This is a genomic window from Streptomyces sp. ML-6, from assembly GCF_030116705.1.
GTDB lineage: Bacteria > Actinomycetota > Actinomycetes > Streptomycetales > Streptomycetaceae > Streptomyces.
Map to the genome: position 1 here is coordinate 3,486,255 of NZ_JAOTIK010000001.1, position 23,537 is coordinate 3,509,791.

Annotated in this window: 23 protein-coding genes, 1 tRNA gene and 1 pseudogene; 11 read left to right on the forward strand and 14 right to left on the reverse strand. The window is 71.0% G+C overall.

The window, feature by feature from the left end; all coding sequences use genetic code 11:
- Window positions 1–76: 76 nt before the first annotated feature.
- The 4 genes from nhaA to OCT49_RS15240 all read left to right on the forward strand — a co-directional run bounded on the left by nhaA (window position 77) and on the right by OCT49_RS15240 (window position 3,750).
- On the forward strand, window positions 77–1,483 hold the full coding sequence (gene nhaA, locus OCT49_RS15225; RefSeq protein WP_283852425.1) for a Na+/H+ antiporter NhaA: 1,407 nt from the start codon (window positions 77–79) through the stop codon (window positions 1,481–1,483).
- A gap of 47 nt (window positions 1,484–1,530) precedes the next feature.
- The gene (locus OCT49_RS15230; RefSeq protein WP_283852426.1) at window positions 1,531–2,064 is read left to right on the forward strand and encodes a phage holin family protein; all 534 of its coding nucleotides are present in this window, start codon (window positions 1,531–1,533) and stop codon (window positions 2,062–2,064) included.
- Window positions 2,065–2,465: 401 nt separating this feature from the next.
- Window positions 2,466–3,440 carry an alpha/beta fold hydrolase gene (locus tag OCT49_RS15235; protein ID WP_283855808.1) on the forward strand — a complete coding sequence of 325 codons (975 nt, stop codon included), beginning with the start codon at window positions 2,466–2,468 and terminating at the stop codon, window positions 3,438–3,440.
- Between the two features lie 106 nt (window positions 3,441–3,546).
- Window positions 3,547–3,750 (forward strand): hypothetical protein, encoded by a 204-nt coding sequence (locus tag OCT49_RS15240; protein ID WP_283852427.1) that lies wholly within the window; start codon window positions 3,547–3,549, stop codon window positions 3,748–3,750.
- Window positions 3,751–3,926: 176 nt separating this feature from the next.
- Here the strand turns inward: OCT49_RS15240 and OCT49_RS15245 are convergent, their stop codons facing one another.
- The 3 genes from OCT49_RS15245 to nth all read right to left on the reverse strand — a co-directional run bounded on the left by OCT49_RS15245 (window position 3,927) and on the right by nth (window position 7,076).
- On the reverse strand, window positions 3,927–5,132 hold the full coding sequence (locus OCT49_RS15245) for a MarP family serine protease (protein WP_283852428.1): 1,206 nt from the start codon (window positions 5,130–5,132) through the stop codon (window positions 3,927–3,929).
- 89 nt (window positions 5,133–5,221) lie between these two features.
- Window positions 5,222–5,956, reverse strand: coding sequence for an NUDIX hydrolase (locus OCT49_RS15250; RefSeq protein ID WP_283852429.1), 735 nt, complete (start codon window positions 5,954–5,956; stop codon window positions 5,222–5,224).
- Between the two features lie 187 nt (window positions 5,957–6,143).
- Window positions 6,144–7,076: an endonuclease III gene (nth, locus tag OCT49_RS15255; RefSeq protein WP_502963468.1), complete on the reverse strand. Its 933-nt coding sequence runs from the start codon at window positions 7,074–7,076 to the stop codon at window positions 6,144–6,146.
- 229 nt (window positions 7,077–7,305) lie between these two features.
- On the opposite strand from nth, the gene OCT49_RS15260 reads away from it, so the two are divergent.
- Window positions 7,306–7,980 (forward strand): Crp/Fnr family transcriptional regulator, encoded by a 675-nt coding sequence (locus tag OCT49_RS15260; RefSeq protein WP_148840632.1) that lies wholly within the window; start codon window positions 7,306–7,308, stop codon window positions 7,978–7,980.
- Window positions 7,981–8,141: 161 nt separating this feature from the next.
- Here OCT49_RS15260 and OCT49_RS15265 read toward each other — a convergent pair whose 3' ends face one another.
- The 4 genes from OCT49_RS15265 to sp36 all read right to left on the reverse strand — a co-directional run bounded on the left by OCT49_RS15265 (window position 8,142) and on the right by sp36 (window position 10,818).
- On the reverse strand, window positions 8,142–8,981 hold the full coding sequence (locus OCT49_RS15265) for an MBL fold metallo-hydrolase (protein WP_283852431.1): 840 nt from the start codon (window positions 8,979–8,981) through the stop codon (window positions 8,142–8,144).
- Window positions 8,978–9,931 (reverse strand): NUDIX hydrolase, encoded by a 954-nt coding sequence (locus tag OCT49_RS15270; RefSeq protein WP_283852432.1) that lies wholly within the window; start codon window positions 9,929–9,931, stop codon window positions 8,978–8,980. The genes OCT49_RS15265 and OCT49_RS15270 overlap by 4 nt, the downstream gene beginning before the upstream one ends.
- 258 nt (window positions 9,932–10,189) lie before the next feature.
- Window positions 10,190–10,660, reverse strand: coding sequence for a RidA family protein (locus tag OCT49_RS15275; protein WP_283852433.1), 471 nt, complete (start codon window positions 10,658–10,660; stop codon window positions 10,190–10,192).
- Entirely contained in the window at window positions 10,660–10,818 is a 159-nt protein-coding gene (sp36, locus tag OCT49_RS15280; RefSeq protein ID WP_003967454.1) for a Sp36 family protein, read from the reverse strand. The genes OCT49_RS15275 and sp36 overlap by 1 nt, the downstream gene beginning before the upstream one ends.
- 82 nt (window positions 10,819–10,900) lie before the next feature.
- On the opposite strand from sp36, the gene bagA reads away from it, so the two are divergent.
- Both bagA and bagB read left to right on the forward strand, forming a co-directional pair.
- On the forward strand, window positions 10,901–11,899 hold the full coding sequence (gene bagA, locus OCT49_RS15285) for an ATPase BagA (RefSeq protein WP_283852434.1): 999 nt from the start codon (window positions 10,901–10,903) through the stop codon (window positions 11,897–11,899).
- Window positions 11,896–13,356 (forward strand): ATPase BagB, encoded by a 1,461-nt coding sequence (gene bagB, locus OCT49_RS15290; protein WP_283852435.1) that lies wholly within the window; start codon window positions 11,896–11,898, stop codon window positions 13,354–13,356. The genes bagA and bagB overlap by 4 nt, the downstream gene beginning before the upstream one ends.
- Window positions 13,357–13,378: 22 nt before the next feature.
- Here the strand turns inward: bagB and OCT49_RS15295 are convergent, their stop codons facing one another.
- Window positions 13,379–13,726 (reverse strand): WhiB family transcriptional regulator, encoded by a 348-nt coding sequence (locus OCT49_RS15295; protein WP_283855809.1) that lies wholly within the window; start codon window positions 13,724–13,726, stop codon window positions 13,379–13,381.
- Between the two features lie 385 nt (window positions 13,727–14,111).
- On the opposite strand from OCT49_RS15295, the gene OCT49_RS15300 reads away from it, so the two are divergent.
- Window positions 14,112–16,382: a transglycosylase domain-containing protein gene (locus OCT49_RS15300; protein ID WP_283852436.1), complete on the forward strand. Its 2,271-nt coding sequence runs from the start codon at window positions 14,112–14,114 to the stop codon at window positions 16,380–16,382.
- 142 nt (window positions 16,383–16,524) lie between these two features.
- Here OCT49_RS15300 and OCT49_RS15305 read toward each other — a convergent pair whose 3' ends face one another.
- Window positions 16,525–16,989 (reverse strand): GatB/YqeY domain-containing protein, encoded by a 465-nt coding sequence (locus OCT49_RS15305; RefSeq protein ID WP_283852437.1) that lies wholly within the window; start codon window positions 16,987–16,989, stop codon window positions 16,525–16,527.
- 79 nt (window positions 16,990–17,068) lie between these two features.
- Between OCT49_RS15305 and OCT49_RS15310 the strand changes: the two genes are divergently transcribed.
- The 3 genes and pseudogenes from OCT49_RS15310 to OCT49_RS15320 all read left to right on the forward strand — a co-directional run.
- Window positions 17,069–18,007 carry a metallophosphoesterase gene (locus OCT49_RS15310; protein WP_283852438.1) on the forward strand — a complete coding sequence of 313 codons (939 nt, stop codon included), beginning with the start codon at window positions 17,069–17,071 and terminating at the stop codon, window positions 18,005–18,007.
- A 100-nt stretch (window positions 18,008–18,107) separates the two neighbouring features.
- Window positions 18,108–18,181, forward strand: a tRNA-Pro gene (locus OCT49_RS15315).
- Window positions 18,182–18,393: 212 nt separating this feature from the next.
- A pseudogene (locus OCT49_RS15320) lies at window positions 18,394–18,888 on the forward strand (mobilization protein); the annotation flags it as partial.
- A gap of 120 nt (window positions 18,889–19,008) precedes the next feature.
- Here the strand turns inward: OCT49_RS15320 and OCT49_RS15325 are convergent.
- The 5 genes from OCT49_RS15325 to OCT49_RS15345 are packed head-to-tail and all read right to left on the reverse strand — an operon-like array spanning window position 19,009 to window position 23,536.
- Entirely contained in the window at window positions 19,009–19,533 is a 525-nt protein-coding gene (locus OCT49_RS15325; protein ID WP_283852439.1) for a P-loop nucleotide/nucleoside kinase family protein, read from the reverse strand.
- 48 nt (window positions 19,534–19,581) lie between these two features.
- Window positions 19,582–20,448, reverse strand: coding sequence for a glycosyltransferase family protein (locus OCT49_RS15330; protein WP_283852440.1), 867 nt, complete (start codon window positions 20,446–20,448; stop codon window positions 19,582–19,584).
- Window positions 20,449–21,678 carry a glycosyltransferase gene (locus tag OCT49_RS15335; RefSeq protein ID WP_283852441.1) on the reverse strand — a complete coding sequence of 410 codons (1,230 nt, stop codon included), beginning with the start codon at window positions 21,676–21,678 and terminating at the stop codon, window positions 20,449–20,451. It lies immediately after the preceding gene.
- On the reverse strand, window positions 21,675–22,379 hold the full coding sequence (locus OCT49_RS15340; protein ID WP_283852442.1) for a hypothetical protein: 705 nt from the start codon (window positions 22,377–22,379) through the stop codon (window positions 21,675–21,677). Before OCT49_RS15340 ends, OCT49_RS15335 begins: the two co-directional genes overlap by 4 nt.
- Window positions 22,376–23,536 (reverse strand): glycosyltransferase, encoded by a 1,161-nt coding sequence (locus OCT49_RS15345; RefSeq protein ID WP_283852443.1) that lies wholly within the window; start codon window positions 23,534–23,536, stop codon window positions 22,376–22,378. Before OCT49_RS15345 ends, OCT49_RS15340 begins: the two co-directional genes overlap by 4 nt.
- Window position 23,537: the final 1 nt, after the last annotated feature.

Sequence of the window (23,537 nt, forward strand, 5' to 3'; positions counted from 1 at the left end):
GGGTGTGCCGGGAAGTCTGGTCGGCAAGTGCATCAGCCATGTCATCGCTGCCGTACCGACCCGGAGGTCTTCACTCGTGCCCGCGCCCGCCCCCGCGCCCCCCCCGCCCCGCCGCACCTTGCTCGGCCGTCTGTCCCTGCCCGAGCGGAACTACCTCACGGAGGCCCTGCGCACCGAGACCGTCGGCGGCGTCATCCTGCTCGTCGCCGCGATAGCCGCCCTGCTGTGGGCGAACATCTTCGGTTCCGGTTACGAGGCCGTCAGCGATTTCCACTTCGGACCGGCGTCACTGGGCCTCAACCTCTCCGTGGAGCACTGGGCGGCGGACGGACTGCTCGCGATCTTCTTCTTCGTCGCGGGTGTCGAGCTCAAGCGGGAACTGGTCGCGGGCGAACTGCGCGACCCCAAGGCTGCCGCCCTCCCGGTCGTCGCCGCGCTGTGCGGAATGGCGGCTCCGGCCCTCGTCTACACGCTGGTGAACGTGATCGGCGGAGGCTCGATGGACGGCTGGGCCGTACCCACCGCCACCGACATCGCCTTCGCGCTCGCCGTGCTCGCCGTCATCGGCGCCTCGCTGCCGAACGCGCTGCGCGCCTTCCTGCTGACCCTCGCCGTCGTCGACGACCTCTTCGCGATCCTGATCATCGCGGTCTTCTTCACCGAGCAGATCGACTTCCTGGCCCTCGGCGGTGCCTTCGTCGGTCTCGCCGTCTTCTACCTGCTGCTGCGCAAGAACGTGCGCGGCTGGTACATCTACGTACCGCTCGCCCTGGTCATCTGGGGCCTGATGTACAACAGCGGCATCCACGCCACGATCGCCGGTGTGGCCATGGGCCTGATGCTCCGCTGCACCCGGCGGGAGGACGAGAGCCAGTCCCCCGGCGAGCACATCGAGCACCTCGTCCGCCCGTTGTCGGCCGGTTTCGCCGTTCCGGTGTTCGCGCTCTTCTCGGCCGGGGTCTCCCTCTCCGGCAGCGCGCTGGCGAACGTCTTCGCCCGGCCCGAGACGCTCGGCGTCGTCCTGGGCCTCGTCGTCGGCAAGGCGCTGGGCATCTTCGGCGGTACGTGGCTGGCCACCCGTTTCACCAAGGCGGAATTGAACAAGGAGCTGGCCTGGGCGGATGTCTTCGCGGTCTCCTCGCTCGCCGGAATCGGCTTCACCGTCTCGCTGCTCATCGGCGAGCTGGCCTTCGCCGGTGACGAGGAGACGATCAACGAGATCAAGGCCGCGGTGCTGATCGGTTCGCTGACGGCCGCGTTGTTCTCCGCCGTACTGCTCAGGCTCCGGGTCCGCAGGTACCGGGCACTGCACGAGGCGGAGGAGCGCGACGAGGACGAGGACGGGGTGCCCGACATCTACGAGCAGGGTGACCCGGAGTACCACCTGCGGATGGCCGCGATACACGAGAGGAAGGCGGCCGAACACCGCCGCCTTGCCGAACTGGCGGGGGCAACGCGCAACGAGCCGGACAGTCCGGCATGATCTGACACCAGATGTGTTGAGCAGCAGGACTGGAGAGGGAGTCAGGGATGAGCGACCCCGGCAACAACGCGGGCGGTGCCGAGCGCAGTCTCGGACAACTGGTCGCCGCAGCGACGGCCGAGATGTCCGCACTGGTGCACGACGAGATCGCCCTGGCCAAGGCGGAAGTACGACAGGACGTCAAGCGCGGCGTCGTCGGCAGCATTGTGCTCATCATCGCGGGCGTGCTGGTCCTGTTCGCGATCCCGGTGCTGAGTTTTGCGGCGGCGTACGGCATCCACAACCTGGGGCTCGGGCTGGCCTGGTCGTTCCTGATCGTGGGCAGCGCCTTCGTCATCCTGGGCGGGCTGCTCGCGCTGTTCGCCGTCGCCAAGTTCAAGAAGGTGAAGCCGCCGCAGAAGTCCATCGCCTCGGCGAAGCAGACTGCGGCCGTGCTGCAGGGCGTCAAGCCGCATCCGCGTCCGGAGGTCGCGGCGGGGGCGAGCCGCCCGGCCGCCGTCGGCAGCACGTCGGCCGACCGGGCCGTGGAGAGGGCGCCGGTCCAGGACAAGGCGTCCGCTGTGGCACGCTCGTCCACATGACGGTCCCCGATTCCAGCGCATTCGGCCCACTGAGCCCACTGAGCCCCGTGGGTCCAGTAAGTCCGGAAGATTCAGCCGGCCCGGCGAGTCCGGTCGGCCGTCCCGGCCCGCACGGTTCTTCCAGCCCGGACGGCTCCTCGGACTCGGGCTCGGGCACGGGTACGGGTACGGAGGGCCTGGGCACGAGCACGGGTGCGGGTACGGGCCTGGGCTCGGACACGAGCACGAGTGCGGACCTGGGCTCGGGTACGGACGGCTCTTCGGCCCCGGACGGCGTTCCTGCTCCGGAGCCCGACCCGGAGGGCGGTTCGAGGCCCGCGGGCAGCGGTTCGAGTCCCGGCGTCGGCGACGGTTCGGCGGCTGCGGATGGACCGGGCTCGTCCGGATCGTCCCGGCGGCCGATCTCCCTCTCCTCGTCCGGCGCAGATGCCCCGCCCACCGCTCCCGGCCCGGTCCTGCCCGGGGGCCCCGTGCGGATCGACGGGCCGTGGACCCACCGGGACGTGGCCGCCAACGGCGCCCGCTTCCACATCGCCGAGCTCGGCGAGGGACCGCTGGTGCTGCTGCTGCACGGCTTCCCGCAGTTCTGGTGGACCTGGCGCCACCAGCTCACCGCACTCGCCGACGCCGGTTTCCGTGCCGTCGCGATGGACCTGCGCGGCGTCGGCGGCAGCGACCGCACGCCGCGCGGGTACGACCCCGCCAACCTGGCGCTCGACGTCACCGGCGTGATCCGCTCGCTCGGCGAACCGGACGCGGCGCTGGTCGGCCACGACATGGGCGGCTACCTCGCCTGGACGGCTGCGGTGATGCGGCCGAAGCTGGTGCGCCGCCTCGTGGTCTCCTCGATGCCGCATCCGCGCCGCTGGCGCTCCTCGATGCTCTCCGACTTCGCCCAGACCCGGGCGGGTTCGCACATCTGGGGCTTCCAGCGTCCCTGGGTGCCGGAGCGTCAGCTCATGGCGGACGACGCGGCGTTGGTCGGCCGGCTGATCCACGACTGGGCGGGCCCCCGCACCCCGGAGTTCCCCGACGACGCGACGGTGGACGTCTACCGGCACGCGATGTGCATCCCGTCGACGGCGCACTGCTCGATAGAGCCCTACCGCTGGATGGTGCGTTCCCTGGCCCGTCCGGACGGGATCCAGTTCAACCGCCGGATGAAGCGACCAGTACGGGTGCCCACGCTGCACCTGCACGGTTCACTCGATCCGGCGATCCGGACGCGCAGTGCGGCGGGGTCCGGCGAGTACGTCGAAGCGCCGTACCGTTGGCGACTTTTCGACGGTCTGGGGCACTTCCCCCACGAGGAGGACCCGGTCGGTTTCTCGACCGAACTCATCGACTGGCTCAAGGATCCCGAGCCCGATCGGTAGCCTTGTGCGCACACATGTCCGGCGGACAGCCACTTGCCCGGCGCATAGGCCAATTGGCTGACGGATGGGCGGTTACCGACCATGAGGCCCGGGCAGACGTCCGGGTATGGGCTGGACGCACGACTTCGGTGACGCAGCACGCAACCGCCGCTCGACCGCCATGGCTGGTCCGAGCACTCATGAGGGGGACGGTCCCCGGGGCCGGGTGCACGACATGCATGTTCTGCATGATCCCCGGCTCGGAATCCCGCGCATTCTGCGCCGCAGGGCCCGTTGGGTCTCGGCGCGGTTGCGCCATCCACGCGGATGACTCCCGCCCCGCCCGCCCGGTGAACGGTGACCGGACGGGCGGGGCCTCACCGCGAAACTTCATCGCGGCCACTTCACCGCTCGACCGTTTCGCCGCTCGGCCACTTCACCGCAGGGCTGAGGTTGCGGGGCTTCGGTCGCGAGGCTGCTGTCGCTGGGCTGCGCCGTGGCGGACGGCTACAGGGCACACCCCTGGCTGTCGACCTGCTGGTTGGCGGAACGGCCGCGCTCGATGTCCTGGCGGATCTCGTCGGCCGTCAGGGCGTAACCGGTGTCCGGGTCGTCGAGCGACTTCGCGAAGACGACTCCGTACACCTTGCCGTCGGGGGTCAGCAGCGGTCCGCCGGAGTTGCCCTGACGGACGGTCGCGTAGAGCGAGTACACGTCGCGGCGGACGGTGCCCCGGTGGTAGATGTCCGGCCCGTCGGCGTCTATGCGGCCCCGGACGCGCGCGGACCGGACGTCGTACGAGCCGTTCTCCGGGAAGCCCGCGACGATGGCGTCGTTCCCCGTGCGGGCGTCGTCGTCACCGCCGGTGAACTTCAGCGGCTTCGCGTCGAGGTCCGGCACGTCGAGCACGGCGATGTCCCGCCGCCAGTCGTACAGGACGACCTTCGCGTCGTACAGCCGTCCCTGGCCGCCGATCTGGACGGTCGGCTCGTCGACCCCGCCGACGACGTGCGCGTTGGTCATCACCCGGCGGTCGGAGAAGACGAAGCCGGTGCCTTCGAGGACCTTGCCGCAGCTCGGCGCCGTGCCGACGACCTTGACGATGGACTTCTTGGCGCGGGCCGCGACGGGGCTGCCCACCAGCGCCGGGTCCGGGGGCCGGACCTCGGTGATCGGCTCGTTGGCGAACGGGCTGAAGACCTGCGGGAAGCCGTTCTGCGCGAGGACGGAGGAGAAGTCCGTGAACCAGGTGGACGCCTGCGCGGGCATCACCCGGGAGACCCCGAGCAGGACCGAGGAGTTGCGGACCTCCTTGCCCAGGGTCGGCAGCGAGGTGCCGGCCAGCGCGGAGCCGATCAGCCAGGCGACCAGCAGCATCGCGACGACGTTGACCAGGGCGCCGCCGGTCGCGTCGAGGGCGCGCGCGGGCGACCACGTGATGTACCGGCGGAGTTTGTTGCCGAGGTGGGTGGTGAACGCCTGCCCCACCGAGGCGCAGACGATCACGATGACGACGGCCACGACGGCCGCCGAGGACGAGACCTCGGAGCCGTTCGTCAGCTGGTCCCACAGGACCGGCAGCAGGTAGACGGCGACGAGACCGCCGCCCAGGAACCCGATCACCGACAGGATGCCGACGACGAACCCCTGTCTGTAGCCGATGACCGCGAACCACACGGCGGCGGCCAGCAGCAGGATGTCCAGCACGTTCACCGTCTATAGCCTCGCAGATTCGTCACCGGGCCCATTTCCTTCGGCTGGGTCCGGACGGGGCCGGACGGGTCAGCACGGGAGCCAGCCTGTCATGCGCGCCAGTCGAGCGGCACCTGCCTGGTGGTGTCCCAGGGGCGCTCCCAGCCCGCGAAGTGCAGAATCCGGTCGATCACTCCGGCGGTGAAACCCCAGACCAAGGCAGATTCGACCAGAAATGCCGGGCCCTGGTGACCGCTCGGATGGACGGCGGTCGCGCGATTTTCCGGATCCGTGAGATCCGCCACGGGAACGGTGAAGACGCGGGCCGTCTCACCCGGATCGACGACACCGACCGGGCTCGGCGAGTGCCACCAGCCGAGGACCGGCGTCACGACGAAGCTGCTCACCGGGATGTAGAGCCGGGGCAGCACTCCGAAGAGCTGCACCCCGCGCGGATCGAGACCGGTCTCCTCCTGGGCCTCCCGCAACGCGGCTCTGAGCGGCCCCGTCGTCGCCGGGTCGCCGTCCTCCGGGTCCAGGGAGCCGCCCGGGAAGGACGGCTGCCCCGCATGGGAGCGCAGGCTTCCGGCCCGCTCCATGAGGAGCAGCTCGGGGCCCTGCCCACCCTCGCCGAAGAGCACGAGCACGGCGGACTGCCGGCCGGCCCCGCTCTCGGGCGGCAGGAAGCGGCTGAGCTGATCGGGCGCGACGGTCCGTGCGGCCTCGGCCACGGGGTCGAGCCAGGCGGGCAGGCCATCGGCCGTGACGGTGACCCCGGCGTCGCGCCCGATGCCGTGGCCGGCCCCGGCCGCAGTGGCCCCGGTGCCGGTCGTCGTGGCGGCCATGGTGCCGGTCCTCGCGGCGGCCGCGGGACCGTTCGGGGAACGGTTTCCCGCGGCGGATACTGCGGATACGGCGGGTTCGGTTGTCGCTTCCTTGCTCTGTTCGTGCGTCCTCATGGGCACCCCTCGTCTCACAACGCCTGTGGTCACGCGTTTCGTTCCCCGGCGGCGCCGTGGCGGGCGCCGCGTGTCAGTCGGCCCCCGGAGCCGGCGCGGGCCTGCCCGGGTAGTCCGCCGGTGGGCTCAGTCGCTGGCCCGGCCGACCGCCCATCTCGTACTTCAGCAGCTTCCTGGCCTTCTCCGGATCGGTCTCGCCCTCCCCGTACGCGGGACAGAGCGGGGCGATCGGACAGGCACCGCAGGCGGGCTTGCGGGCGTGGCAGATGCGACGGCCGTGGAAGATGACGCGGTGCGAGAGCAACGTCCACTCGCTCTTGGGGAAGATCGCGCAGATCTCCGCCTCGACCTTCTCCGGGTCCTCCTGCTCCGTCCACTTCCAACGGCGTACGAGACGTCCGAAATGGGTGTCCACAGTGATTCCCGGAACACCGAAAGCATTGCCCAGAACAACGTTGGCGGTCTTGCGGCCCACACCCGGAAGCGTGACGAGGTCGGCGAGCCTGCCCGGCACCTCGCCGCCGAAGTCGTCCCGGAGCGCCGCGGAGAGCCCTATCAGCGACTTGGCCTTGGCCCGGAAGAAACCGGTCGGCCGGATGATCTCCTCCAGCTCCTCCGGGACGGCCGCGGCCATGTCCTCGGGGGTGGGGTAGGCGGCGAAGAGCGCGGGAGTGGTCTGGTTGACCCTCAGATCGGTGGTCTGGGCGGACAGCACCGTGGCGACGAGGAGCTCGAAGGGATTCCTGAAGTCCAGCTCGGGATGGGCGTACGGGTAGAGCTCGGCGAGCTCACGGTTGATCCTGCGGGCACGGCGGACCATCGCCAGACGCGATTCCGGCTTCCGGCCGGCCCGCCCGACGGCGGGCTTCGGCTTCGGCGTCGACTCCTCCGTGAGGCCCATCGACTCGCCCCCTGGGTCTTTTGTCGCTTTTCCCGGGCGGATCACGCCCCGTTCCGGACGATTCACGCCCTGTTCGCCCACAGCGGAATCACGGCCTTCCGACACCCCATCAGCCCCCTCGGCCTGCGCTCTCACCGGCGACTTGGACACCCGACCAGCCTAGAGCCACGCACCGACATCCGCCCCGGTCACCGTGCATCCGCCCCCGATCGGCCCCCTGCCGCACGATTCGGCACGTCCGTGCGTCAAACTGGTTTGTGATTGATCGCACTGTTTTACCGTCCGGCATGATGGGGACCACGGTTCCCGGAACAGGCCGACAAGGAGAGAACTCGTGGACGACGTTCTGCGGCGCGCCCCGCTTTTCGCGGCGCTCGATGACGAGCAGGCCGCGGAGCTCCGCGCCTCGATGAGTGAGGTGACCCTCGCACGCGGCGACGCGCTCTTCCACGAGGGCGACCCGGGCGACCGCCTCTACGTGGTCACCGAGGGCAAGGTGAAGCTCCACCGCACCTCCCCCGACGGGCGCGAGAACATGCTGGCGGTCCTCGGCCCCGGCGAGCTGATCGGCGAGCTGTCCCTCTTCGACCCGGGCCCCCGCACCGCCACCGCGACCGCGCTGACCGAGGTCAAGCTCCTCGGCCTCGGACACGGCGACCTCCAGCCCTGGCTGAACGCCCGCCCCGAGGTGGCCGCGGCCCTGCTGCGCGCCATCGCCCGTCGCCTGCGCAAGACCAACGACCAGATGTCCGACCTGGTCTTCTCGGACGTTCCGGGCCGTGTCGCCCGCGCCCTCCTCGACCTGTCGCGCCGCTTCGGCGTCCAGTCGGAGGAAGGCATCCACGTCGTCCACGACCTGACCCAGGAAGAGCTGGCCCAGCTGGTCGGCGCCTCCCGCGAGACGGTCAACAAGGCCCTCGCCGACTTCGCCGGACGCGGCTGGCTGCGCCTGGAGGCGCGCGCCGTGATCCTGCTGGACGTGGAGCGCCTGGCGAAGCGGTCCCGCTGACGGGCCCCGCTGCCTGATCCTTCCGACCGGTCCGGCTGAGGGGTCTTTCCCCCCGGCCCTTCCCCCCGGCCCTTCCGCCCGGTCCCGCCGAGCGCGGTCCCGGTCCGGCCCGCGTCGGCCCGGACCGGGCCTGGCCCCGCCGCCCGGCGGGGCCTCACGCCTCACGCGGTCTCTGTCAGGCCGTGCTCGCCCAGGTACTCCAGCTGGGCCCGCACCGAGAGCTCCGCGGCGGGCCACAGGGACCGGTCCACGTCCGCGTACACGTGCGCCACCACCTGCGACGCCGTACGGTGTCCGGCCTCGACCGCCGTCTCCACCTGGGCCAGCCGGTGCGCCCGGTGCGCGAGGTAGAACTCGACCGCGCCCTGTGCGTCGTCCAGCACCGGCCCGTGGCCCGGCAGCACCGTGTGCACGCCGTCGTCGACGGTCAGCGAGCGCAGCCGCCGCAGCGAGTCCAGGTAGTCGCCGAGCCGCCCGTCCGGATGCGCGACGACCGTGGTGCCCCGGCCGAGGATCGTGTCGCCCGTCAGCACGGCCCGGTCGGCCGGCAGGTGGAAGGAGAGCGAGTCCGCGGTGTGTCCCGGGGTCGGCACGACCCGCAGCTCCAGCCCTCCGGTGGTGACCACGTCGCCCGCGGTGAGCCCCTCGTCGCCGAGGCGCAGCGCCGGGTCCAGGGCGCGCACCTTCGTCCGGGTCAGTTCGGCGAAGCGCGCCGCGCCCTCCGCGTGGTCGGGGTGGCCGTGGGTGAGGAGGGTGAGCGCGATCCGGCGGCCCGCCCGCTCGGCGGTCTCCATGACGGCCCGCAGGTGCGCGTCGTCCAGCGGGCCCGGGTCGATGACGACCGCGAGATCGGAGTCGGGTTCGGCGACGATCCAGGTGTTGGTGCCGTCCAGCGTCATCGGCGAGGCGTTGGGGGCGAGGACGTTGACGGTCCGGGTGGTGGCGGGGCCGGACAGGACCGCACCGCGCGGCTGTCCGGGCAGCGCTGCCGCATCGCTCATATGGCCCCACCCCCCGCGCCGGCCTCGCCGCCCGCGCCAGAAGCGGAACCGACCCCCGCACCGGCGTCGCTGCCGTCCGCCCTGCCCGGGATGTGCTTGGTGAACTCGTCGTGCCCCGGCCAGCTCAGCACCAATTCGTCACCCTCCAGCCTCGCCTGTGCGAGTATGGGGGTGAGGTCCTGGGAATCCGCCGCCTTCAGGACCTCCGCGACCGTCCCGTACGGCCTCAGCGTCCGCAGCGTCGACACGGTCGGCGGCATCATCAGCAGCTCGCCCCGGTCGTACCCGTCGGCCGCCTCGCCGGGAGCGATCCACACCGTGCGATCGGCCTCCGTGGAGGCGTTGCGGGTGCGCTGGCCCTCGGGGAGTGCGGCGACGAAGAACCAGGTGTCGTAGCGGCGGGGCTCGAACTCGGGGGTGATCCAGCGCGCCCAGGCGCCCAGCAGGTCGGAACGCAGCACCAGGCCGCGCCGGTCCAGGAACTCGGCGAAGGAGATCTCCCGGGCCACCAGCGCCTGCCGGTCGGCCTCCCAGTCCGCGCCGGTGATGTCGCCGACCACCGTGTCCGCGCTCGGCCCCGCGAGCAGGACGCCCGCCTCCTCGTACGTCTCGCGCACCGCCGCGCAGACGATGGCCTGGGCCTCGGCCGGCGTACCGACGCCGAGCCGGTCGGCCCAGGTGTCCAGCGCGGGCCCGGCCCAGGCGACGAGCCGGTCGTCGTCGCGCGGGTCCACCCCGCCACCCGGATAGGCGTACGCCCCGCCGGCAAAAGCCATGGAGGCGCGGCGGCGCAGCATGTGGACGGCGGGACCGCCCCCGGTGTCGGCGACGGGATTCCGGAGCAGCATCACGGTGGCGGCCCGCTTCGGGGTCGCGGCGCTCAGCTCGCCCGCGGCGAGTGCCCTGATCCGGTCGGGCCATTCCGGTGGGTACCACTGACCATTGGACATGGCCGGAGGCTATCCGGAACCGCGCCGATGTTCGAGAGGTGCACTGATCCACTCCCCGGAGGCGCCCGCCCCTGTACACGGCTGATCCCGCCCGGTCGCCATGACCGGACGGGATCAACGGAATCAACAGGTCCGGAAGTCGGGTAGCCAGCCGACGTACGGCTCGGACCCCGACCGGAACGTACTGCTCAGGCCCCGGCCGACGTACGGCTCGGACCCCAGTCCCGTACAGCTCGGGCCCCGGCCGGAACGTACGGCTCAGGCCTCGGCCAGCTCGACCTGGACCTCGACCTCCACCGGCGCGTCCAGCGGCAGCACCGCGACGCCCACCGCGCTGCGCGCGTGCACGCCCTTGTCGCCCAGCACCTCGCCCAGCAGCTCGCTGGCGCCGTTGATCACGGCGGGCTGCCCGGTGAAGTCGGACGCCGACGCCACGAAGCCCACGACCTTCACGACCCGGGCGATCCGGTCCAGGTCGCCCGCGACGGACTTCACCGCGGCCAGCGCGTTGAGGGCGCAGGTCCGCGCCAGCTCCTTGGCCTCCTCGGGCGTGACCTCCGCCCCGACCTTGCCGGTGACCGGAAGCTTGCCGTCCACCATCGGCAGCTGGCCGGACGTGTACACGTACACCCCCGACTGCACGGCCGGCTGGTACGAGGCCAGCGGCGGGACGACGGCCGGCAGCGTCAGCCCGAGCTCGGCGAGCTTCGCCTCGACTGCGCCCGCCACTACGCCTTCTCCCGCTTCAGGTAGGCCACGAGCTGCTCGGGGTTGTTCGGGCCGGGAACGACCTGGACCAGCTCCCAGCCGTCCTCGCCCCAGGTGTCCAGAATCTGCTTGGTCGCGTGCACGAGAAGGGGCACGGTCGCGTATTCCCACTTGGTCATGGCCCGACTGTAGTGCCTGCGTGATCCCCGGCACGCGCAGCCTCGTGCGTAGCCCGCGGTGCGACTGGTTAGGCTCGAATACGTGAGCAGGTTCCAGGTCGTCAGCGGCAAGGGCGGTACCGGTAAGACCACGGTCGCCGCCGCCCTCGCGCTCGCCCTCGCGGCCGAGGGCAGGCGCACCCTCCTCGTGGAGGTCGAGGGCAGGCAGGGCATCGCCCAGCTCTTCGAGACGGAGTCCCTCCCGTACGAGGAGCGCAAGATCGCCGTCGCGCCGGGCGGCGGCGAGGTGTACGCCCTCGCGATCGACGCCGAGCGCGCGCTCCTCGACTACCTCCAGATGTTCTACAAGCTCGGCAGCGCGGGCCGGGCGCTCAAGAAGCTCGGCGCCATCGACTTCGCCACCACGATCGCGCCCGGCGTGCGGGACGTGCTGCTGACCGGCAAGGCCTGCGAGGCCGTCCGCCGCAAGGACAAGCAGAACCGGTACGTCTACGACCACGTGATCATGGACGCCCCGCCCACCGGCCGCATCACCCGCTTCCTCAACGTGAACGACGAGGTGGCCGGGCTGGCCCGGATCGGCCCGATACACAATCAGGCCCAGGCCGTGATGCGGGTGCTCAAGTCGCCCGAGACCGCGGTCCATCTGGTGACGCTCCTGGAGGAGATGCCGGTGCAGGAGACCGCGGACGGCATCGCGGAGCTGCGGGCCGCCGGGCTCGGGGTGGGCCGGGTCATCGTGAACATGGTGCGGCCGCACCTGCTGGACGAGGACGCCCTGCGCACCGCCTCGGGCAGCCGCCGCAAGGAGATCGCCAAGGCCCTGACCCGGGCCGGGGTGACGGGCTCCGCGGCGCTGGTGCGCCCCCTGGTCGAGCAGGCCGCCGAGCACGCCCAGCGGGTCGAGCTGGAGCGCGATCAGCGCGCGGTGCTCGCGGGCCTGGAACTGCCGGGGTACGAACTCCCGTTGATCGGCGAGGGCATCGACCCGGCCGGTCTCTACGACCTGGCGGGCGAACTGCGCAAGCAGGGCGTGGGCGAAGGGCCTGCACAAGGGGCGGCACAAGGGGTGGGTACATGACACAGCGCACGAGACCGGACGCGGCCACGTCCGCGGGCCGGCAACCGACCACGTCCACGCCCCGGAGCTCCTCCGCAACCCGGGGCTCTTCCGCACCCCGAAGCTCCTCCGCGGCCACCGCCCCGCCCCCGCCGTCCCCGCCGTCCCCGCCGTCCCCGCCGTCCCCGCTGTCCGCGCCCGCGCTGGACGCCGACGCGCTGCTCGACGACCCCGCCATCCGGATCGTCGTGTGCTGCGGTTCGGGCGGCGTCGGCAAGACCACGACCGCCGCGGCCCTGGGCGTACGGGCGGCCGAGCGCGGCCGCAAGGTCGTCGTCCTCACCATCGACCCGGCCCGCAGGCTCGCCCAGTCCATGGGCATCGACTCGCTGGACAACATCCCGCGCCGGGTCCCGGGCATCGAGAGCGAGGGCGGCGGGGAGCTGCACGCCATGATGCTCGACATGAAGCGGACCTTCGACGAGGTCGTCGAGGCGCACACGGACGCCGAGCGGGCCCGCGCGATCCTGGAGAACCCCTTCTACCAGTCCCTGTCGGCCGGTTTCGCGGGCACGCAGGAGTACATGGCGATGGAGAAGCTCGGGCAGCTGCGCGCCCGGGACGAGTGGGACCTGATCATCGTCGACACCCCTCCGTCCCGCTCCGCCCTGGACTTCCTGGACGCGCCGAAGCGGCTCGGTTCCTTCCTGGACGGGAAGTTCATCAAGGTGCTGATGGCCCCGGCGAAGATGGGCGGCCGGGCCGGCATGAAATTCCTGAACGTGGGCATGTCGATGATGACCGGCACCCTCGGCAAGCTGCTCGGCGGTCAACTCCTGCGTGACGTACAGACCTTCGTCGCGGCGATGGACACCATGTTCGGCGGCTTCCGGACCCGGGCCGACGCCACGTACACCCTGCTCCAGGCGCCCGGCACGGCGTTCCTCGTGGTCGCGACCCCCGAGCGGGACGCGTTGCGCGAGGCCGCCTACTTCGTGGAACGGCTCGCCGCGGAGGACATGCCGCTGGCCGGCCTGGTGCTCAACCGCGTCCACGGCAGCGAAGCCGCCCGGCTCTCGGCCGAGCGCGCCCTGGCCGCCGCAGAAAATCTTGACGGGGTCGGCATTGTGGATCAGACGACCGGGAAGGCTGGACATCGTGACCCGTCCGACCGGTCGGACGCCCCGCCCGAAGCCGGCACCACCACCGACACCACTCCCGATCCTGCCGAGCACATGGACCACGAGGACCACCAGGACCACGCGAGCCATGTCGATCAGCTGACCGCCGGCCTGCTGCGTCTGCATGCCGAGCGGATGCAGGTGGTCGCGCGCGAACAGCACACACGCGACCGCTTCACCGCGCTGCACCCCGAGGTCGCCGTGACCGAAGTGGCCGCACTGCCCGGTGATGTACATGATCTCGAAGGCCTTCGGGCCGTCGGGCACCGGCTCGCGACCGGTTCCGCCCCGGTCTGAGCTGCCCGGTCGTTCGTTCGCGCTACCCCACCGCGGCGTACCTCTCGTGCAGTTCGTCGTCCAGTCCGATCGCCACGGGCAGGATGCCCGCGGACTGCTCGTACTCGCTGCGCGCGGTCTCCAGCAGCCGGCGCCAGGACGTGACGGTGGGCCGTCTGCGCAACAGCGCACGACGCTCCCGCTCGGTCATTCCGCCCCACACGCCGAACTCGACGCGATTGTCCAGCGCGTCGGCCAGGCACTCGGTCCGCACCGGGCATCCGGTGCACACCGCCTTGGCTCTGTTCTGCGCTGCTCCTTGTACGAACAGTTCATCCGGATCGGTAGTGCGGCAGGCTGCCTGCGCACTCCAGTCGGTTACCCAGCCCATCACGGCGCCGTCCTCTCCCGAATCGAGGCTCCCCCACGGCGGCAGCGGCATATTCACCGCTGCCAGTTGAGGACGTTACGGAAGGTGGCGACAGCACAACACCCCCGTCGGGCCCAATCTTGGATGGCCCGAACGGACTATGAGTATGCGGCAGATCACCCAGGGGAGTGAGGTGAGGACATGCGCGACCATCCCGGCGAAATAGGGACAGTTCACCTGGATCACAACGGACTTTCAACGACACACGAGGCGAATTCGGGAACGCCTTGGTTCGTGGTCGGGTGTGCACGGGGGTTGATGCGGGACCGGACTGCTGTGACAGTTGGGAGCAGCTTAGGCCAAGGCATATACGTGTGTCCGGCGAATGAGAACGTAGGCTGCCCCCATGCCAAAGAAGCGCTCGGGCGGGGGTCTCTCGACGACCCAGCAGGCCGCCAAGTTCCTCGGTGTCGCCGCACTCTCCGGAGTCGTACTCGCGGGCATCGCGCTGCCGGCCGCCGGAGCACTGGGGCTCGCCACCAAGGGGACGGTCGAGGGATTCGACGAGATCCCGGCCAACCTCAAGACCCCGCCGCTGAGCCAGCGCACCACGATCCTGGACAGCAAGGGCGGCACGATCGCCTCGGTGTACTCGCGCGACCGCACGGTGGTCCCCCTGAAGGACATCTCTCCCTACATGCAGCAGGCGATCGTGGCGATCGAGGACGCCCGCTTCTACAAGCACGGGGCGATCGACCTCAAGGGCATCCTGCGCGCGCTGAACCGCAACGTACAGGCGGGCGGGACCGCGCAGGGCGCCTCGACCCTCACCCAGCAGTACGTGAAGAACGTCTTCGTCGAGGAGGCGGGTGACGACCCGGACAAGGTCGCCCAGGCCACCCAGCAGACCCTGGGCCGCAAGATCCAGGAGCTGAAGTACGCGATCCAGGTCGAGGAGGAGCTCGGCAAGAAGAGGATCCTGGAGAACTACCTCAACATCACCTTCTTCGGCCAGCAGGCGTACGGCATCGAGGCCGCCTCCCAGCGCTACTTCTCCAAGTCGGCGAAGCACCTGACTCTGGAGGAGGCCGCACTGCTGGCCGGCCTCGTGCAGTCGCCGAGCCGCTACGACCCGGTCAACGACGCGGCCGAGGCGACCAAGCGCCGCAACACCGTCCTCCAGCGCATGGCGGACGTCGGGAACATCTCGCAGGCCGAGGCCGACAAGGCGAAGGCGAACCCGGTCAAACTGAAGGTCAAGAAGCCGCAGAACGGCTGCATCACCGCCGTCAACGGCGCGGGCTTCTTCTGCGACTACGTGCGCCACGTCTTCCTCAACGACCCGGTCTTCGGCAAGACCAAGGAGGACCGGGCCAAGATCTGGAACCAGGGCGGCCTGACGATCAGGACGACGCTCGACCCGCAGTCCCAGCAGTCGGTGCAGAGCTCGATCAAGAGCCACGTCTACAAGAAGGACAAGGTCGCGACGGCCGTCACCCTGGTCCAGCCGGGCACCGGCCGGATCATGGGCATGGGCCAGTCCAAGCCGTACGGTTTCGGGCCCGACGAGACGCAGTACAACTACTCGGTCAACAAGAGCATGGGCGGCTCGAACTACGGCTTCCCGACCGGTTCGACGTTCAAGCCGTTCCTCGCCGCCGCCGCCATAGAGGGCGGCAAGCCGGCCACCCAGGTCTACCCGTCGCCGTACGACATGGACTACCCGGACACGGTGCAGTCCTGCGGGAAGCCGTGGGTCAACGACGGCGTGCCGAAGTACCACGTGGAGAACGAGAACGAGTCCGAGAAGGGCCCGTACGCGCTGCGTGAGGCCATGGAGATGTCGGTCAACACCTACTTCGTGCAGATGCTCCAGGACATCGGCATGTGCCCGGTCTCGAAGATGACCGACAAGCTGGGCATGGTGCAGGGCGACGGCACCAAGCTGCCGCAGAACCCGTCCACGCTGACCCTCGGCTCCAACGGCCTGTCGCCCCTGACGATGGCGAGCGCGTACGCCGCCTTCGCCAACCGCGGCACGTACTGCACGCCGGTCGCCGTCCTGTCGGTCAAGAAGGCGGACGGCAGCTCGCTGCCCGTGCCCCGCACCTCCTGCTCGCAGGCCATGTCGCAGACGACGGCCGACACGATCAACACCCTGCTGCGCGGAGTGGTGGACTCCGGTACCGGTCAGGAGGCGGGTCTCCAGAGCCGCGACAACGCGGGCAAGACCGGTACGACCGACGCCCGCAAGAACGCCTGGTTCGTCGGGTACACGCCGAACATGTCCGGCGCGGTCTGGGTCGGCAGCCCGGCCCAGAACGTCGAGATGGAAAACATCACGATCGGCGGCGTGTACCAGGCCAAGGTGTACGGCGGACAGGTCCCCGGACCCATCTGGCGCGACGCGATGACGGGCGCCCTCGCCGGCGTGGCCGCTCCCCCCTTCAATACCGTGCACATCCCCGACTCCCCGACGGACGGAGGGGACGAAGAGGACGAGGGCGACCGGGGGGACCGGGACCGGGGCGGCGACCGGGGAAGGCCGGGCCCGGGCGGCAAGAAGCCCGGTGACAAGACCCCGTTCCCCGGCATCAGCATCACGCCGGACCTGATCGGCGGCAACAACGGCGGCGGTCACCGCGGCCAGACCAACGGCGGCACGCAGGGCCCCTGAGCCGCACACCGCACGAATGAACGAGGGTGGGGCCCGGATCGGCATCGATCCGGGCCCCACCCTCATGTGCCGGACTCCATGCGCTGGGCTTCATGCGCCGGGGCGACCGCGCGTCCGGCCGGGCGCGGGCCGGAGCCCCGGGTCAGCCCGCGAGGAGCTTCTTCACCGAGGCGGCCACCCGGCCGCCGTCGGCACGCCCCGCGACCTTCGGGTTCACGATCTTCATGACGGCGCCCATCGCGCGCGGGCCCTCGGCCCCGGCGGCCCTGGCCTCCTCGACGGCGGCGGACACGATCGCGCCCAGCTCGTCGTCGCTCAGCTGCTTGGGCAGGTACGCGTCGAGGATCGCGCCCTCCGCCCTCTCACGCTCGGCCTGCTCGGCCCGGCCGCCCTGGGCGAAGGCTTCGGCCGCCTCGCGGCGCTTCTTCGCCTCCCTGGCGATCACCTTCTGCACCTCGTCGTCGGAGAGTTCACGCGCCGACTTGCCGCTGACCTCCTCCTTGGTGATGGCGGTGAGGGTCAGCCGGAGCGTGGACGAGGTCAGCTCGTCCCGCGCCTTCATGGCGGAGGTGAGGTCTTCCTTGAGCCTGGACTTGAGCGTGGTCATGTGCTGATTGTGGCAGGTACGGGGCAGCCCGCGCCCGCCGGTTTTCTGCTCGCCGCGCGGTTTCTGCGACGATGGGCGCATGCGCGCACGCTACGGAGTACCCCTGAAAGTCACGGCAGTCGGCGCGGCGATCGGCGCGGCCGGTCTCGCCTACGCGGCCGGGTTCGAGGCCCGCTCGTTCCGGCTGCGACGGATCACCGTCCCCGTACTCCCGCCGGGGGCACGCCCGTTGCGCGTGCTCCAGGTCTCCGACATCCACATGGTGAGCGGACAGCGCAAGAAGCGCGCCTGGCTGCAGTCGCTGGCCGGCCTGCGTCCGGACTTCGTCGTGAACACCGGCGACAACCTCTCCGATCCCGGGGCGGTGCCCGAGCTGCTCGACGCGCTCGGCCCGCTGATGGAGTTCCCGGGCGTGTACGTCTTCGGCTCCAACGACTACTACGGCCCCAAGCTCCGCAACCCCGCCCGCTACCTGGTGGAGAAGGCCCGGGGCAAGCACGGCCTCAACGGGAACGCCCCCGCGGTGGGCGTCGTCCACAACCCGTGGGAGCCGATGCGCGACGCCTTCGACGAGGCGGGCTGGCTGGACCTGTCCAACACCCGGGGCCGCCTCAAGATCGACGGTCTGGAGCTCGCCTTCACCGGCCTGGACGACCCGCACATCAAGCGCGACCGCTACGCGGAGGTGGCGGGCGGCCCCGAGACGGGCGCCGACCTCTCCATCGGCGTGGTCCACGCCCCCTACCTGCGCTCCCTGGACGCCTTCACCAGGGACGGCTACCCCCTGATCCTGGCCGGCCACACCCACGGCGGCCAGCTCTGCATCCCCTTCTACGGGGCCCTGGTCACCAACTGCGACCTGGACACCGACCGGGTCAAGGGCCTGTCCACCCACTCCGTCGGGGACAACCGCGCTTACCTCCACGTCTCCGCGGGCTGCGGCACCAACCGCTACACCCCGGTCCGCTTCGCCTGCCCGCCCGAGGCGACCCTGCTGACCCTGACGGCCCGGGACTGACCCCGCTCCCTCCCCCGCCCGCAGCTGCACGAAAACCGGATTTCGTCTGCGGGCGCGGGTGGGCTAAAGTAATCGATGTCGCCGGGACACCGGCGGCGATCGGGGTGTAGCGCAGCTTGGCAGCGCGCTTCGTTCGGGACGAAGAGGTCGTGGGTTCAAATCCCGCCACCCCGACAGCCGAAGTACCAGGTCAGGGGCCTGATCCACTTAGTGGATCAGGCCCCTGACTCGTTCCTGGAGATCGTTTGGGAGAAATCTGGGAGAAGATCTTGGTCGGCTTCTCCCAGAGGGTGCCTGGTGAGACCGTCTGGAGCGCGGCGGCTGAGGGCACTCGGACCTGCGCGTTCGCGAATCCGGCCCGGTAGTCGGCCGGGAACACCATGCCCGCCCGCTGGCACCAGCTCCGCCACCACGACCAACAGGTGGCCGCCGCCCACCAGGCCCTGGCCCACCTCCAGGCCGTCTACGAACAAACCGCCGTCGCGCCACTGACCGTGCTCGCCCAGCGCAGGCCACCCAGTCAGGTGGTGGAGCGGCACATCCTCCTCATCCGGCAGACAGTGCCCGATCGCGCGGAACAGATCCTGCAGGACCCGGCCTTCGACGCACTCGCAGCCGTACTCGCAGACGCCCAGAAGGCCGGACACGACCCGAAGCAGCTCCTGCAACAGGCCGTCGACCAATGCGCGCTCGACGATGCCCGCCGCCCCGCGCGGGTCCTGACGTGGCGCGTCGAACGCCTCAGTACGAGGTCGGCGCCCAGCGCCCACGCGCGTGCGGCACAGGCGCAAAGCGCGGCACGGCGTTCGAGCACGCCGGTGCATTCACCACCGGCTGCTCCGGCCGCTCAAGCACAGTCGCCCCAGGCGCGGCGACGCTGACACACCCACCACGAGCCGCACGTGGAGTCGGGTACGTCCGCCGCCTGCCCGCCGACCGCAGCGGCCCGGCCTCGTACGGGTCGTGCCGCTGACGGCCTCCGGACCAAGACCCTGGCGGCCTTACCGCCCCCGGGCCTCGGTGAGTGCCGCCACCAGTACGTCCAGGTCGCCGGTGTAGACAATCACGTCTTCGTCGTCGGCCGGGAGGTCGAAGCGGGCGAAGAAGTCATCCAGAGCCTCGGGGGTGACGGTCAGCGCGTTGGCGTCCTCGCGTTCGTTGCGCTCGGCCAGGCGCCGCAGCAGCTCGTCGCGGTCGGCGGGGAGGTAGACGACAACGGGCAGGCCGCCCGCTTCACGGGCGGCCTGCCGCCAGGCGTCACGCTCGGCACGGCGCCACAGGCCGTGGTCCAGGACGACGTCGTTCCCGGCTTCGATCTCCTTGCTGAACCTGTCCCGGGTCGCTTCGACCACGGGCCGTTCCCGCTCGAAGTAGGTGTGCTCGGGATAGTCCACGCCGTACCGGCCATGCAGGCGGTGGACCTCCTCGTCCACGGACAGCCGGAGGTAGCCGCGGTCGGCCAGGGCCTGGGCGACGGTGGTCTTCCCGGAGCCGGCGAGACCGGCCAGGAGTACGGCGAGGGGCACGTGGTCATCCTTCCGCGACATGCTGTCCGCGCGTGAGAGCGTCGTGTGTCAATCCTGGCCGCTGTGGGCGTGCGGACGCCAGGTAGTGAAGATGCTGCGGGCTTCAGAGGACCAGCTGAACGGCATCCGGTCCAGGCCCACCCGGCGGAAGGCGAACCGGGGATCGCTGGTGTTGATCGCACCGCCCTGCTGGCCGACGTGGGCCAGCAGGCGTCCGGCTTCGTCGCGGACGGCCGGGGTGTGTTCCTGCCAGGTGCCGGTGGTGAAGTGCTGGACCCGGCGGCGCAGGTCGTCCAGGACGCCCGAGCGCCACTTGAAATGGTGAACCGCGCAGATGCGGTCCGCATCCGGCCGGTGGCCCGGAGCACGGTGGTTGCCGGAGGAGACGGTGACGTCGTGGCGGGCGAGGACGATCTTCCTCGGGTCGCCATGCAGAAGCCGGTGGGTGAGGTGACCACCGAGGGGATAGGCGAGATCGAGGCCGCCTTCGGGCCGCCAGCCGGTCAGGCGTCCGCTCGCGGCGACGCGGTCGAGCATCAGACCGCCCACCACCCGGTGTCCGGACTTCTCGGCCTGGGCGATCACCTCGTTCAGCGGGGCGGGGTACTGCTGGAACTCGTCGGCGTCGGCAAGCAGGTGCCAGCCTGGACCGGCTCGGTGCCGCAGGGCGTCGCGGAGCTGGGTGTTGGTGTGCTCGTGCCACGGGCCGGTGCTGGTGTCGGTGGGGATGATGCCCAGCTCCCGGCACGCGGCCTGGAGCTCATGTCGTTGCCGGTCGGGTACGTGGTCGGGGAAGTGGAAGGCGATCAGGAATCGCTCGACGCCCAACCACCGGTAGTGGCGGGTCCAGGCAGCCAGCAGCGGCGGCTCGACGGGGCCGACGACGGCGATCAGCGCGGGAGGCGTGCTCGGCATTCAGGACTCCTTCATGCGCAAGGGGGCGAAGGTGCGGGTGAGGAAGTCGGCCTGCGCGGCGGCCGACCGCATCCCGAGCAGGCCCGGGGCCTCCGGGCCGGGCAGAGGGGGCGGCTGACGGATGACGGTGTACAGGGCGTCCGCGAGAGCGTCCGGGTCGCCGGCGGAGAACGTCAGGGCCCAGGGCTGGCCGTGCAGGCGGGCGGTGAGGGCGTCGTCGTGTTCGGAGATGACCAGGGGGATGCCGAGGCGGGCGGCGTCCATGACGAGTCCGGACTCCTTGCCGGTGCCGGGGCGGCGGGTGACGAGGGCGGCGTCAGCGGCGGCGTACACCAGCCGCAGCACCGACTCGCTGACGGGGCCGGGCACGGTGTGCACCCACAGATTGGGCAGGGACCGCCACCGCTGCAGGACGGCCTCGTCGAGCGGAGAGCCGGTGACCACCAAGTGCAGGGGCTCCTTGAGCCGGTCCAGGGCAGCGTCGACGACGGTGATGTCCTTGTAAGGCCACCAGCCGCCGACCAGGCAGACCACGACCTCGGCGGCGGGGATGTCGAACGCGGCCCGGCCTCCATCACGCTCAGCAGCACTCAGGCGGCGGCCGTCGTCGACCACGAAGGCACCCACCACCGCGGGCAGGTCGGCGAAGGTCGAAGCGAACTGATCGCCGACAACCTGCGTCGGGTACACAGCGATCACCTGTTGCTCGCCCCGGCGGGCAAGCCGACCCAGCAGCCGCACGACGGCGTCCTCGGTAGTGACCGCCTCGTGGACAAACCTCAGGTGCGGCTGCCCGCCGAGGAGGGCGGCGGCCCCGTGCAGGGCCTCGCTCGCGGTCAGGATCACCACCGCGTCGGCGCCGGACTCCAACCGGCGCGCGGACCGCAGCGCGGACGCCTCGGTCAGGCAGCGGGCGACGAGGGTGATCTGGTGCGGCATCCTCCGCAGACAGCGGGGCCAGCGGCGCGAGCGGAACACACGCTGTCCGGCCGAGGAGAGCCCGGCCGCCAGCCGGGAGACGGCCCCCAGCACGGTTGCCGCCAGCCCGGCCGGTGCGGTCACCAGCCGGGCGTCCGCCTCGCGCAAGGCACGTACCGCCTCGGCGGCGATCCCGTGCGGGGCGATGACGAGGCTGCCGGGCCGGGCCTGGGCGAGGGCCACCAGCGTGCGCTGGTGGTGCCCGCCCAGGCGGTTCGCGTACGGCTCGATGAGTACGAGCGGGCCGGTCATCCGGACACCGCCTGGTCCCCGTGGGCGGCGGTGAACCTCTCCCGCAGCCAGGTGGGGTCGTTGAGGTGGTCGAACTGCTGCGGGCCACGTGCGGCCTGGCGGGCGAAGGAGACGCCCTCCCGGGCCCCGGCGGCGGCGTAGGAGGCGAACTCGCCGTTGCGGCTGAGCATCCAGGCATCGACGCGCTGGTGGGCGTCGTCGTCGGCCATGCCGTACTCGCTGCCACGGGCGAGCATCGCGCACTCGCGGAAACCGGCCTTCCAGGCGTGGAAGGGGCTCTGGTTGAACCGCGTGATTCCAGCGGTGTGCTGGGTGAATTCGATCCGGCCGGGCAGGGCAGCGAGTACGTCCACGGCGTCGCTCATCTCCCGCAGGGCACTGCGGCGGATCAGTTTCAGGCCGCCGTAGCCGTAGGTCAGGCCGTTGACCGGGTTGACCGCCCGCCACACCCGCATGGAGACGCCCTCGTCCAGCGGGTCGACGGTGGCCGGATCGAAGTCAGTGTCGATGGCGAAGTCTCCGTCGGCGAGGAAGAACTGCTCGCGCTCGACGACCTCGGCGCACAGCCGGTAGGCCCGGCGCATCCCGTGCACCCCGTGCAGGCGCTTGACCGTGCCGCCGAGCGTCCGCTGGAGGCGGGAGTGCAGGGAGTTGGCCATCGGCTCGTCGTAGGAGAGGAGCACGGCGTCGAAGCCGGTCACGAGATCGCCTCCAGGTAGCGGGCGGCGACCAGGGCGGGGGTGAAGTCGGCGGTGGAGGCGTGCGCCCGCTTGGCGTGGACGGCGTGGAACTCGTCGTCCGTGGCGAGGCGTTCGGCCAGGGCGACGGCTTCGTCCGGGGTGGTGAAGCACAGCTCGGGGTCGATGTGTTCGGCGAGCCAGCCCAGGCGGGGCGAGATGACCGGCAGGCCCATGCCTTGGCAGTCGATGACGCTCATCGACCAGGGGCAGCCGGGCCGGAACGGGGCGATGCCGAAGCAGGCGCTGGCCAGCAGGTTCTTGTAGCGGACGCGGTCGCCTCGGTCGGAGACGACCTGCACGTGCGGCAGCGCGGCGAGCTTCTCGCGCATCTTTTCGGGGCTGTCGTCCAGGCCCTTGCGCTCGGCCCGGCGCTGCCCGAACAGGTCCATGACCCGCAGCCGCACGGCACCGGAGCCGCTGAGCCGGCGGGCCAGGTCCACGAACTGCTCGGTGCCGTAGTGCGCGTACAGCCGGTGGTTGTAGACACCGATCGCGCCGCCCGTGCCGGAGGCGGCCTGGACCGTGGCAGGGTCGCGGACCAGGCTCTCGTCACGTGGTGCGGGCACCACCCGCAGCCGGTCGCCGAGGTCCACCGTCATCCGGGCAGCAGCGGCCGACACCCACGAGGCAGCCGTGGAGGAGTGGACCATCACCCGGTCGCACGCGGCCAGGCCCGCGGCGAACGCCAGCAGCACTGGCCGCCCGAGCCCCGCGTCGTCCAGCGACGGGTCGAGCAGCATCTGCCCACCACCCGCGAACGAGAACGGCAGGTAGTGGCAGTACCCGGCCAGCAGCGCATCCGACCGGGCCTCCAACAGAGCCGTGCGGATGGCCGGGGCCTCCTCGATCTGGTTGGCCACCACCACATCCGGCTTCTCCGAACCGATCAGAGCCACCAACTCGTCGATGTCCGCCGAGAAGCGGGCCCGGTACTTCGTCCCGGGCACCTTCGTCCGGTGGAATCCGCAGCGGGCATCCCCGGCCGCAGCCGGGGCCGCGACGGTCACTTCCGACCCGGCGTCGGCCAGGGACGGGGCCAGCAGATCCGCGAAGATCCACCCCGAATCCGCCGACAGCCGGTCGGGGTTGGAGATATTGAGCAGGTACAGCACGCGCATG